Source organism: Comamonadaceae bacterium M7527, assembly GCA_021044545.1.
In the GTDB taxonomy this organism is placed as follows: domain Bacteria; phylum Pseudomonadota; class Gammaproteobacteria; order Burkholderiales; family Burkholderiaceae_C; genus RS62.
Genome location: CP087990.1, coordinates 1,560,870 through 1,573,246, shown reverse-complemented (window position 1 = coordinate 1,573,246; position 12,377 = coordinate 1,560,870). Strand labels below are relative to the sequence as shown.

7 protein-coding genes, 2 tRNA genes and 2 rRNA genes are annotated in these 12,377 nt (G+C 54.9%); 10 read left to right on the top strand and 1 reads right to left on the bottom strand.

The window, feature by feature from the left end:
- The first annotated feature begins 113 nt into the window (after positions 1–113).
- The 4 genes from LN050_07695 to rrf all read left to right on the top strand — a co-directional run bounded on the left by LN050_07695 (position 114) and on the right by rrf (position 3,975).
- Positions 114–190, top strand: a tRNA-Ile gene (locus LN050_07695).
- Between the two features lie 75 nt (positions 191–265).
- Positions 266–341, top strand: a tRNA-Ala gene (locus LN050_07690).
- Between the two features lie 432 nt (positions 342–773).
- Positions 774–3,655, top strand: a 23S ribosomal RNA gene (locus LN050_07685).
- 207 nt (positions 3,656–3,862) lie between these two features.
- Positions 3,863–3,975 (top strand): 5S ribosomal RNA (gene rrf, locus LN050_07680).
- A 76-nt stretch (positions 3,976–4,051) separates the two neighbouring features.
- Here rrf and LN050_07675 read toward each other — a convergent pair.
- Positions 4,052–5,011 (bottom strand): MBL fold metallo-hydrolase, encoded by a 960-nt coding sequence (locus LN050_07675; GenBank protein UFS55696.1) that lies wholly within the window; start codon positions 5,009–5,011, stop codon positions 4,052–4,054.
- A 137-nt stretch (positions 5,012–5,148) separates the two neighbouring features.
- On the opposite strand from LN050_07675, the gene LN050_07670 reads away from it, so the two are divergent.
- The 6 genes from LN050_07670 (at position 5,149) to gmhB (ending at position 12,341) form a co-directional block, all read left to right on the top strand.
- Positions 5,149–5,820, top strand: a complete 672-nt coding sequence (locus tag LN050_07670) for a GNAT family N-acetyltransferase (protein ID UFS55695.1) — start codon at positions 5,149–5,151, stop codon at positions 5,818–5,820.
- A gap of 155 nt (positions 5,821–5,975) precedes the next feature.
- Positions 5,976–6,800, top strand: a complete 825-nt coding sequence (locus tag LN050_07665) for a CBS domain-containing protein (protein UFS55694.1) — start codon at positions 5,976–5,978, stop codon at positions 6,798–6,800.
- A gap of 201 nt (positions 6,801–7,001) precedes the next feature.
- Complete coding sequence (gene lnt, locus LN050_07660; GenBank protein UFS55693.1) at positions 7,002–8,444, top strand: apolipoprotein N-acyltransferase; 1,443 nt, start codon at positions 7,002–7,004, stop codon at positions 8,442–8,444.
- Between the two features lie 239 nt (positions 8,445–8,683).
- Positions 8,684–9,589 (top strand): glycine--tRNA ligase subunit alpha, encoded by a 906-nt coding sequence (gene glyQ / locus LN050_07655; protein ID UFS55692.1) that lies wholly within the window; start codon positions 8,684–8,686, stop codon positions 9,587–9,589.
- Positions 9,590–9,610: 21 nt separating this feature from the next.
- The gene (glyS, locus tag LN050_07650) at positions 9,611–11,758 is read left to right on the top strand and encodes a glycine--tRNA ligase subunit beta (protein ID UFS55691.1); all 2,148 of its coding nucleotides are present in this window, start codon (positions 9,611–9,613) and stop codon (positions 11,756–11,758) included.
- Positions 11,759–11,774: 16 nt separating this feature from the next.
- Complete coding sequence (gene gmhB, locus LN050_07645) at positions 11,775–12,341, top strand: D-glycero-beta-D-manno-heptose 1,7-bisphosphate 7-phosphatase (protein ID UFS55690.1); 567 nt, start codon at positions 11,775–11,777, stop codon at positions 12,339–12,341.
- Positions 12,342–12,377: the final 36 nt, after the last annotated feature.

Genomic DNA, 12,377 nt, shown 5'->3' with positions numbered 1-12,377 from the left:
GAGTCTGATTCCATGCGTCCACACTTATCGGTTGTTAGAAAGATGTCATTGGCAGGTTGTGTGAACTGAGCTCGTTGGGGTTTGGTTTGTGCAAGTTGTTGGTGAACGTTTCTGGGTCTGTAGCTCAGCTGGTTAGAGCACTGTGTTGATAACGCAGGGGTCGTTGGTTCGAGTCCAACCAGACCCACCAGTGTGTATAGGTTGTTGCGCTATCGGTAGAGATGGTCGACGGTTTATATGTCTTTCTTGCACGCATCAAGAGTTTGGGGGATTAGCTCAGCTGGGAGAGCACCTGCTTTGCAAGCAGGGGGTCGTCGGTTCGATCCCGTCATCCTCCACCACTTCATAGTGTTGATAACTGTTTAGGGTTTATCGGTTGTAACGTTAACAGCGTTATGTGTCTTGTCATGAGTCAATAACAAAGCGGCTTTCTGGGAGTGGATCCTGGGAAGCGATTTTGTTATTGGTTGATCTGATTAATCAATGTTGTTGTTTGGTTTGTTCGCAAGGGCAAGACAGATGACACGGCTGTTCTTTAAAAATTCATAGAGTCGAAATCAGCGTTGCTGACGGAAGATGCACATTCGTAAAGGTTTTATGCATCACCGTGCCGTCAGCAACAATTTTTGATTGCGTCAACGAATATTTCAGTTTGCAAAAAAGTTCTTAACGTGAACTGCGAATTGAATACGGCATAAATAACGTGAATACGTTCCTTGATGTGTAACTTGGTATTTTGCGCGCAGAGATGCGTGCAGAGGTCAAAGTTATAGGGTCAAGTGAATAAGAGCATATGGTGGATGCCTAGGCGATGATAGGCGATGAAAGACGTGATAGCCTGCGAAAAGCTTCGGGGAGCTGGCAAATAAGCTTTGATCCGGAGGTGTCTGAATGGGGAAACCCACCCTTAGGGGTATCACATACTGAATACATAGGTATGTGAGGCAAACCGAGTGAACTGAAACATCTAAGTAGCTCGAGGAAAAGAAATCAACCGAGATTCCGAAAGTAGTGGCGAGCGAAATTGGAAGAGCCTGTTAGTGATAGCGCGATGTTTAACGGAACCGTTTGGAAATGCGGGCCATAGTGGGTGATAGCCCCGTACGTGAAAAGCAACGCGTGGTACTGAGCTAACGACAAGTAGGGCGGGACACGTGAAATCCTGTCTGAATATGGGGGGACCATCCTCCAAGGCTAAATACTCATCATCGACCGATAGTGAACTAGTACCGTGAGGGAAAGGCGAAAAGAACCCCGGGAGGGGAGTGAAATAGATCCTGAAACCGTATGCTTACAAAAAGTAGGAGCCTCTTTATGGGGTGACTGCGTACCTTTTGTATAATGGGTCAGCGACTTACATTCAGTGGCAAGCTTAACCGAATAGGGAAGGCGTAGGGAAACCGAGTCCGAATAGGGCGAATTAGTCGCTGGGTGTAGACCCGAAACCAAGTGATCTATCCATGGCCAGGATGAAGGTGCCGTAACAGGTACTGGAGGTCCGAACCGACTAATGTTGCAAAATTAGCGGATGAGCTGTGGATAGGGGTGAAAGGCTAAACAAACTTGGAAATAGCTGGTTCTCTCCGAAAACTATTTAGGTAGTGCCTCAAGTATTACCGACGGGGGTAGAGCACTGTTTTGGCTAGGGGGTCATGGCGACTTACCAAACCAAGGCAAACTCCGAATACCGTTGAGTACAGCTTGGGAGACAGAGCACCGGGTGCTAACGTCCGGACTCAAGAGGGAAACAACCCAGACCGCCAGCTAAGGTCCCTAAAATTGGCTAAGTGGGAAACGAAGTGGGAAGGCTAAAACAGTCAGGATGTTGGCTTAGAAGCAGCCATCATTTAAAGAAAGCGTAATAGCTCACTGATCGAGTCGTCCTGCGCGGAAGATGTAACGGGGCTAAGCCAGTTACCGAAGCTGCGGATTTGCAATTTATTGCAAGTGGTAGGAGAGCGTTCTGTAAGCCTGTGAAGGTGGATTGTGAAGTCTGCTGGAGGTATCAGAAGTGCGAATGCTGACATGAGTAGCGTTAAAGGGGGTGAAAAGCCCCCTCGCCGTAAGCGCAAGGTTTCCTACGCAACGTTCATCGGCGTAGGGTGAGTCGGCCCCTAAGGCGAGGCAGAGATGCGTAGCTGATGGGAAACAGGTCAATATTCCTGTACCGATTACAAGTGCGATGTGGGGACGGAGAAGGTTAGCTCAGCCAACTGTTGGATATGTTGGTTCAAGCCTGTAGTCATGCCTGGTAGGCAAATCCGCCGGGCTAAGATGAGGGGTGATAACGAGGGTGCTTGCACCTGAAGTGAGTAATACCATGCTTCCAGGAAAAGCCACTAAGCTTCAGCTTGTAACGACCGTACCGCAAACCGACACTGGTGCGCGAGATGAGTATTCTAAGGCGCTTGAGAGAACTCTGGAGAAGGAACTCGGCAAATTGACACCGTAACTTCGGGAGAAGGTGTGCCCTGAGTCAGTGAAGGACTTCGCGTCTGGAGCTAAAAGGGGTTGCAAAGAATAGGTGGCTGCGACTGTTTATTAAAAACACAGCACTCTGCAAACACGAAAGTGGACGTATAGGGTGTGACGCCTGCCCGGTGCTGGAAGATTAATTGATGGGGTGCAAGCTCTTGATCGAAGTCCCAGTAAACGGCGGCCGTAACTATAACGGTCCTAAGGTAGCGAAATTCCTTGTCGGGTAAGTTCCGACCTGCACGAATGGCGTAACGATGGCCACACTGTCTCCTCCAGAGACTCAGCGAAGTTGAAATGTTTGTGATGATGCAATCTCCCCGCGGAAAGACGGAAAGACCCCATGAACCTTTACTGTAGCTTTGTATTGGACTTTGAACAGATCTGTGTAGGATAGGTGGGAGGCTTTGAAGCGTGGTCGCTAGATCGCGTGGAGCCAACGTTGAAATACCACCCTGGTGTGTTTGAGGTTCTAACCTAGGTCCATTATCTGGATCGGGGACAGTGCATGGTAGGCAGTTTGACTGGGGCGGTCTCCTCCCAAAGTGTAACGGAGGAGTTCGAAGGTACGCTAATTACGGTCGGACATCGTGATGATAGTGCAATGGCATAAGCGTGCTTAACTGCGAGACTGACAAGTCGAGCAGGTGCGAAAGCAGGACATAGTGATCCGGTGGTTCTGAATGGAAGGGCCATCGCTCAACGGATAAAAGGTACTCTGGGGATAACAGGCTGATACCGCCCAAGAGTTCATATCGACGGCGGTGTTTGGCACCTCGATGTCGGCTCATCTCATCCTGGGGCTGTAGCCGGTCCCAAGGGTATGGCTGTTCGCCATTTAAAGAGGTACGTGAGCTGGGTTTAAAACGTCGTGAGACAGTTTGGTCCCTATCTTCCGTGGGCGCTGCAGATTTGAGGAAGCCTGCTCCTAGTACGAGAGGACCGGAGTGGACACACCTCTGGTGTATCGGTTGTCACGCCAGTGGCATTGCCGAGTAGCTAAGTGTGGAAGAGATAACCGCTGAAAGCATCTAAGCGGGAAACTCGTTTCAAGATGAGATCTGCCGGGGCCTTGAGCCCCCTAAAGAGTCGTTCAAGACCAGGACGTTGATAGGCTGGGTGTGGAAGTGCAGCAATGCATTAAGCTAACCAGTACTAATTGCTCGTGAGGCTTGACCCTATAACTTTGAGGACGTGGCTGTTGGCTGAAAAGCTGCAAGCTGCGCTCTGTCAGAGTGCAACACTGGAATGGATTCCAGTTGTTTATGCCAAGCTCGTTGGCAGCAATCAAAAAGTACCGATTTCGATTCTATGAATTCGTTTGCTCTGTTGAGCGCGTGTCCCTGAAGGGGGTGCAAGCACAAGACAGGGCGGACAACCGTTTATGCCTGATGACCATAGCGACGTGGTACCACTCCTTCCCATCCCGAACAGGACAGTGAAACGCGTCAGCGCCGATGATAGTGCGGATGCCCGTGTGAAAGTAGGTCATCGTCAGGCTCTTACAACTAGACAACGCCTCAGTCTTCGACTGGGGCGTTTTCTTTTGTCTATACGTTTTGGCTAGTCAACGCGTTCACGTGTTGACAATATGGTCGCCTTCGATTTTGGCGGCACCTGATGCGCACAGTGTGTCTAGCAGCCAGCGCGCTATCGCCTTGTCGGGTGATTGGTCCAGCTCCACCGCGGTCCCTGCAAGATGCAGGGCCAGGTTTTGCTGCAACAGTTTGAAATAAGGCATGTTGGTAAGCCAGTCTATGGCGTCGGCCTGTGTCACACGCTGGCGTTCCAACAAGAAGAACTTTAAAAGCACTTTAGCTGCATAGAGGCTGTGGTTGATGGGCGTATCGCCATCCCTCAAATAATCAAGACGCGAGCGGGCACGACGGATGGCAGCTGCGACATCTGTAAAAACAGGGCCGTGGCCGGGAATGACGATGTTGGGTTCCATGCGCTCGCACAAGTCTATGCTGGCAGCCACTGCATCAAAGGCATCTATGCCTTCCAGCTCGGGAAAGACCACGCCAAAACCGTTTTCCCAGAGCGCATCGGCGGAGATAAGCGTGCGTGTGAGCGGTTCAAACAATACAACAGAGTCTGGGTCATGCCCTGGTGCGGCGTGTATTTGCCACTCATGTTCGCCAAGCAATATGGTGGACGCCACAGCCAGCGTGCCTGTAAAGGCAAATCGTTGGCAGTGTTGACCGGTGGCTTTGTAGGTGAGCGCGTCCTGATCCCACGTTGCAACTGCGTCGGCGTTACCGGACGGGATAAGCGTTGTCAGGCCGCTGTATTCCGCTTGTAGCAAGGCGTTGCCGCCACAGTGGTCGCTGTGCAGGTGCGTGTTGATCAATAAGTCTAGGGGACGATCCGCCAATTTGCTTCGCACAAGAGCGAGTGTTTGTGGCGCGTGTGATGAATAGCCGCTGTCTACGAGTGCAGTGCAATCCGAGCCAACCAACAGCACATTGTTGCTGGATAGCCAACCTCGCTCGAAGACGTGTGTGCCAGATGGAAGGGCGTATCGGTGACTCATGGTTGACCTATTGTGTGGGCCCTATAGCGGGTGACGTGTCGTGCATGCAACAGTGACCACATAGCAAATGGTGCGACGCAACAAAAAAGTAACCCTAGACAGTATTTAACCTAGGGAAAACCCTCATAATTCAGCGTATGGACAGCTCTCCAAAACGCCGACAAGACGTCAGCAAATCGCCGTTAGCAGGCCTGATAACGCCGACTATGCGCACATCACTGCGCGTGCGCGTACTCAAGCCGCGTCATGCCCCAGCGATGCTACGCCACTTGTTAGCCCTATCTGAACCCGACCGATATTTAAGGTTTGGCTACTTGCCCACTGGTGAGCAAATTGAACGATTTGTGGCCAGGCTGGATCACAGTCAATGCACCTTGTTCGGCATATTTGATGATAGGTTAGAGCTATTGGGCATGGCCCAACTGTCTTACATCGCAACATCCATACACCAACAGGCGAATACGGCTGAGTTTGGCGTGAGCGTGGAGGTGAAATGCAGGGGTATGGGTTTTGGTCGCGCGCTGTTTAATCGTTGCATCGCGCATGCGCGTAACCAGGGTGTGCAACACCTCATCGTGCACGCGCTCAGTGAAAATGCCACGATGATACAAATGGCGCGCAGCGCTGGCGCGACCATAGAGCGTGACGGTGGTGACAGCATGGCCCACATCAAGTTGCCGCCGCCCACATTTAAAACCATGTGGCAAGCCACACTCTATGACAGGTGGGCCCGTACAGATTACTATGCCAAGCGCATGCACCGGCATATTGCACGTTACCTTAGCCGCCTGGGCCTGCTGTTTGGATAGCGAGCTGGCCGCGTCTTAACCCTGTCTGGCCTCAATGCTTTAAACATGGGTTATGCTCGGAGCAGATCAACTACTGCCACGCTATTCGTGACTGACCCATATCCTACGGGGCCGCAAGCCGGCCAACCAACCAGTCCCGCTGACAAGCCGGGCTTTTGCAACGCATCGCTGAACTCTTACACCCCAGCCCAGAAGGTATCAAGGGTTTGCTGGAGCAGCTGGCGATTGCACAATCCAAGCAACTCATAGACGCAGACGACCGGCGAATGCTGGAGGGCGTGCTGCGTATGAACGATATGACTGCCGGCGACGTTATGGTCGCCGCGCCACGCATGGATACGCTGGACATCAACGCGCCTCTTGACGATTTATTTGCCCAGGTCATAGAAACAGCACACTCGCGCTTTCCCGTGTTTGAAGATGAGCGCGACAACATCATCGGTATTCTGATGGCCAAAGACTTGCTCAAGTTGCAACGTGCACCTGAGTTCAGTATCAGGGCTTTGCTGCGTCCGCCTGTATTTGTGCCTGAAAGCAAACGCCTCAACGACTTGCTACGAGACTTCAGAAGCAACCGCAACCACCTTGCCGTTGTCATAGACGAATTTGGCAACGTGGCTGGCCTGATCACCATTGAAGACGTGCTTGAAGAAATCGTTGGCGAAATTGAAGACGAGTTTGACGAAGACGAGGACGCGGGTGACATCTACAGCCTCACAGACAAGACATGGCGGGTAAATGGTGACACCGCGATTTCACGCATCAACGAAGCGTTTGCCTTGGCACTACCCGAGGAAGACTTTGACACCGTAGGCGGTCTCGTCGCTCACGAAATGGGCCATGTCCCGAAACGTGGCGAGGTGTTTGAAGGCTTTGGTTTGCGCTTAGAGGTCATGCACGCTAAGGGTGGCGCGGTACGCTGGTTTAAAGTCCTGCCCAGCGCAGCTAAAGACCAGGATGAGTCGCTTACTGGGCAGTAGGCGCCAGGCGTTTCACATGCTGGCTAACAGGCTGCAGTTGCGGACGCCCACAACCGTAAAGCCCCAATGGTTTGTTTTTGCCGCGCTAGCGGTATTGGGTTGGCTGTTGGCGTGGTCATTTGCCTGGCCGTGGGCGCATGAGGCCGTGGGCTTGGCCTTGCACCAGCCGCTTCTGCTTTACAGCTGGTGGCACTAACGGCTGTGTTTTACCTGCTGTTAAGCCCCGCCAAGCCGCGTACGCAAATGCTTCAAACATGGTGGTTGGCCACCAACTGGCTGGCCAGCGTGACGTGGTGGTTGGTGCACGCCATGACGACCTACACCAACCTGTACTATCTCGCCGCTGCGGCTTTGGTGCTGTTGCTAGGCGCAGCCCTCGCCTTGTACATGGCGGTGTGCCTGGGCGGTGCAACAGCCTATTTACTGCCAGCATGTGCCAAGCAGCGTTGGCTTCAGGCGCTTGTTGTGGCCGCGGCGTGGACGCTGGCCGAATGGTTGCGTGCGCAATGGTTTACGGGGTTTCCTTGGGGCGAGTTGGCCTACACCCATGTGGATAACTTGCGCGGTTCAGCCGCAATACTCGGTAGCAGCGGTGTAGGGGCCTGCTTGGTGGGCTTGTGCGCTTGGTGGGCGTTGTGGTTGCGCCGCCCCAAGTTTGGCGCACCTGCGGTGCTTGCTGGCTTCTTAACTGCAGCTGTGCTGCTGCCGTCCCACTACGTGGCCAGTTGGCTGCCGCAATGGACAACACCTGGCAAGACCAGTGACGTGACCCTGGTGCAAGGCAACGTCAAGCAAGACGCCAAGTTCGCATCAAGTCGTACACAAACCACCAGTTGGTACCTGCAACAAGTGCAGCAAGCCACAACACCACTGGTGGTGCTGCCTGAAACCGCATTGGTGCAACTGCCACAGCATCTGTCACCTGAGGTATGGACCAGCCTGCAAACCGGGCTGGATCGCGAGCAACGCGCAGCCATCATAGGAATGCCGCTGTCTGCAGGTGATGGCAGCTACCTCAACGCTGTGTGGGGCCTGTCGCCTGATCAGGTTTCGCCTTATGTTTACGGCAAACATCACCTGGTGCCCTTTGGCGAGTTTGTGCCGTTAGGGTTTCAGTGGCTCACAGATGCCATGGGCATACCGCTGGGTGGGTTTAGCCGTGGTAGCTTGGATCAGCCGCCTATGGCATGGGATGGCCAGCAGTTGGCTGTGCAAATTTGCTATGAAGACGTCTTTGGTGATGAACTCGCCCAGCGCTTGTGGCGCAGCAACGGCACGCCTACTGCATGGGTGAATGTCAGCAACTTGGCGTGGTTTGGCAGTACACCGGCCATAGCCCATCACTTGCTCATGGCCAGGTGGCGCGCCATGGAAACTGGCCGCCCCGTGATCAGGGCGACCAATACGGGTGCGACAGCCATCATTGATGCCAACGGTGACGTGACCGCGCAACTGCCACATAACCAGCGCAGCCAGTTGCTAGGCTCATTCACAGGGCACAGTGGCTTAACGCCTTACGTTCAGTGGGCTGGGCGCTGGGGTCATACGCCTGTTTGGCTGTTGTCTTTGTTGGTGCTGGCTGCAGCCGGTTTAAGACGCCACCTGGCCCGCACACACCAGCGAACCAGGCCACTCACCAGTTAGTGCGGCGCGCATATCGCTGCCGAGCAAATCACCAGTGCCGACACTGCGCCCCCATAAAGGCAAAAGAGGCCGTTAATGCATGCCCTTTCGTGTGTGCCAGCCGGAATTGGTCTCAAAGCGGCGCACCGCTTGAGCCTGGTTTGGTTAGCCGCTCAAAAGCAGTCGTAAAATCAAGGGTTTTCGCCAGTGTGCGCCGTGTGGCGTGCACAGGCTCTTTTGCATTACCGGCGTTGTTGTTCATGCTCACTTTCCAGCAAATCATTCTTACCCTGCAAAACTACTGGGACAAGCAAGGTTGCGCCTTGTTGCAGCCCTATGACATGGAAGTGGGTGCAGGCACCAGCCACACGGCTACGTTTTTGCGCGCCATTGGCCCAGAGCCCTGGAAAGCGGCTTACGTGCAGCCCAGCCGCCGTCCCAAAGACGGGCGCTATGGCGAAAACCCCAACCGTTTACAGCATTACTACCAGTTTCAAGTGGCGCTAAAGCCCGCGCCTGACAACATCTTGGATTTGTACTTGGGCAGCCTTGAAGCCTTGGGTTTTGACCTCAAACAAAACGACATTCGTTTCGTTGAAGACGACTGGGAGAACCCAACGCTTGGCGCATGGGGCCTGGGTTGGGAAGTGTGGCTAAACGGTATGGAAGTGACGCAGTTCACCTACTTCCAGCAGGTTGGCGGCATTGACTGCAAGCCCGCTACCGGCGAGATCACCTATGGCCTTGAGCGCTTGGCCATGTACCTGCAAGGCGTGGACAATGTCTACAACCTCAAGTGGACAGATACCGTTAGCTATGGCGACGTGTACCTGCAAAACGAGCAAGAGCAGTCCGCCTACAACTTTGAGCACAGTGACACCGACTTTTTGTTCACTGCGTTTGCAGCCCACGAACGCCAAGCGGTGCACCTGATTGCGACGCAGCTCACCTTGCCAGCTTACGAGCAAGTTCTTAAAGCGGCGCACACCTTCAACCTGCTGGACGCGCGCGGCGCCATCAGCGTGACCGAGCGAGCCGCCTACATTGGACGCATACGCAATTTGGCGCGCGCTGTGGCGCAAAGCTACCTAGAGAGTCGTGAGCGCCTGGGCTTCCCGCTGGCACCGCCCGAGTGGCTGGCCACATTGCAACAAGCCGCTGCTTAAACCCATTCGAGACACGCATACATGTCCACAGACAACTTACTCGTAGAACTGTTCGTAGAAGAACTGCCACCCAAAGCACTCAACAAGCTGGGCAACGCCTTTGCAGGTGTTTTGCTAGACACGCTCAAAGCCAATGGTTTGGCCTCGCAGGCCAGCACACTCACCGCCTATGCCTCGCCCAGGCGCTTGGCCGCACACATCACAGCAGTCTCGGCCAAAGCGCCGGACAAGCAACAGCTGCAAAAACTCATGCCCGTAGCCGTTGGTCTGGATGCGGACGGAGGCGCGACACCGGCGTTGCTTAAAAAATTGCAAGCGTTAGGCGCGGACGAGTCTGCCGTGGCCCAACTGCAACGTCAGCCTGATGGCAAAGCTGAAAGCTTGTATTTGGAGCGCACGGTAGTGGGCGTCGCGTTGGCGCAAGGCTTGCAGCAGGCCATTGAGCAAGCCATTGCCAAGTTGCCCATACCCAAGGTCATGACTTACCAGTTGCACAGCAACTGTGAGCTACCCGGTTGGAGCAGCGTGAACTTTGTGCGGCCAGCCCACGGTTTGGTGGCGCTGCACGGCAGCGCTGTGGTGGCTGTCACGGCCCTGGGCTTGATAGCAGGCAATACCACCAAAGGCCACCGGTTTGAGGCCAAGACCGACACCATCACCATTGCCCACGCCGACCAATACGCAGACCAGTTGCGCGAGCAAGGTGCGGTTGTGGCCTCTTTTGACGAGCGACGCAACCTCATTCGCCAGCAGCTCAATGCTGCGGCCAAGGCGGCCAGCACCGAGGTTTCTGGCGAGTTGACAGCGATTGACGATGATGCATTGCTGGACGAGGTGTGTGCCTTGGTTGAGCGCCCCAACGTGGTGACCTGCGCCTTTGAGTCCGAGTTTTTGCAGGTGCCACAAGAGTGTCTCATCCTCACCATGAAGGCCAACCAAAAATACTTTCCGTTGCTAGACCAGGCGGGCAAGCTGAGTAACCAGTTCCTGGTGGTCAGCAATATCACCCCAGCAAACGCCAGCCAGGTCATTGGGGGTAACGAGCGCGTGGTGCGTCCGCGCCTGGCTGATGCCCAGTTTTTCTTTAACCAAGACCGCAAAAAAACCTTGGCCTCGCGCGTGCCTGAATTGGCCAAAGTGGTCTATCACAACAAGCTGGGCAGCCAAGGTGAGCGCACTGCTCGCGTGGCCGCTTTGGCGCAGCATATTGCACAGGCCTGGGTGGCCGCAGGGCACGGCAACGCCGCTTTGCCAGAGCTGGCCAGTCAGGCTGCAACGCTTGCCAAGTGTGACTTGCTCACAGATATGGTGGGCGAGTTTCCAGAGCTGCAAGGCGTGATGGGCGGCTATTACGCTCGCCACGACGGCTTGGGCGACGAGCTGGCCCTGGCCATTGAAGACCACTACCGTCCCCGCTTTGCCGGTGATGACTTGCCACGCAACGACGTGGGCTTGGTGGTGGCGTTGGCTGACAAACTAGAGACCCTGGTCGGCATGTTTGGCATTGGCAATGTCCCCACCGGCGAGCGTGATCCGTTTGCTTTGCGTCGCCACGCCCTGGGCGTGACGCGCATGCTGATTGAGGCCGATGTGCCACTAGCCCTTGCCGACTTGATTGCTTACGCGCAAAGCGTGTTTGGCAACTTGCTAAGCGCTGACCTGGCCCCTCTTGCCAGCTTTGTGCAAGACCGCATGGCGGGCATGCTGCGCGAGCAAGGCTTTGGCGCAAAAGCCATTGATGCTGTGCTGGCGCTTAACCCCAGCCTGTTGGCAGACGTGCCAAAGCGTTTACAAGCCGTGCGCACCTTTGCCGACATGCCTGAGAGCGAGGCCTTGGCAGCAGCCAACAAACGCATTGGCAACATACTCAAAAAATCGGCTGACGAAGCCAAGGCAGTTGATGCAGCCTTGTTTGTAGAGCCAGCCGAAAGCGCTCTGTTTGCTGCCATGCAAACAACAGCCGACGTTGCCAACGCCGCATTTGAAGGGGGCGACTACACCGCATCGCTGCAGGCATTAGCCGCACTGCGCACACCTGTAGATGCATTCTTTGACGGTGTAATGGTCAATGCCGACGATGCCGCTGTGCGGGCCAACCGTCTGGGCTTGCTGTCGCAACTGCATGTCACCATGAACCGCGTGGCCGACTTGTCACGCTTGGCGCACTAAGGCCTTGGCCAAAGCCATGAACAATCAACAACCGCTGGTGGTGCTGGACAGAGACGGCACGCTCAACGTAGACGACCAAGACTACGTCACCAGCGCCGACGATTGGAGCCCCGTACCGGGCGCGCTAGAGGCGGTGGCTAGACTTAACGAGGCGGGCTGGCGTGTGGTGGTGGCCACCAACCAGTCTGGCCTGGGGCGTGGCTTGTTTGACGTGGCCACACTCAACGCAGTGCACACCAAAATGCACAAAATGATGGCGGCAGTAGGCGCTCGCGTAGAGGCGGTGTTCTTTTGCCCGCACACACTGGACGACGGCTGTGACTGCCGCAAACCTGCGCCAGGCCTCATATCCCGCATTGGCGAGCGCTTTGGTGTGCCGCTGGTCAAGGTGCCGGTGGCGGGTAACACGGTGCGCCACATGCAAGCCGCGCATGCGGCCGGTGCGCAACCGCATTTGTTGCTGGTAGGCAAATGCGCGCAATACACGCCAGACAACTTGCCACCAGATTTGCCACCCAATACCAACGTGCATGCCAGCCTGGATGCCTTTGTCGATTACTTGCTGACCAGCCACAATGCTTAACCTAACCAGCTATTTATGACCATGCGCGCAGACAAG

Excerpts from the sequence above, each read along its gene's own strand:
- LN050_07675 (UFS55696.1), bottom strand. The coding sequence starts at position 5,011 with ATGAGTCACCGATACGCCCTTCCATCTGGCACACACGTCTTCGAGCGA.
- LN050_07670 (UFS55695.1), top strand. The coding sequence starts at position 5,149 with ATGGACAGCTCTCCAAAACGCCGACAAGACGTCAGCAAATCGCCGTTA.
- glyQ (UFS55692.1), top strand. The coding sequence starts at position 8,684 with ATGCTCACTTTCCAGCAAATCATTCTTACCCTGCAAAACTACTGGGAC.
- glyS (UFS55691.1), top strand. The coding sequence starts at position 9,611 with ATGTCCACAGACAACTTACTCGTAGAACTGTTCGTAGAAGAACTGCCA.
- gmhB (UFS55690.1), top strand. The coding sequence starts at position 11,775 with ATGAACAATCAACAACCGCTGGTGGTGCTGGACAGAGACGGCACGCTC.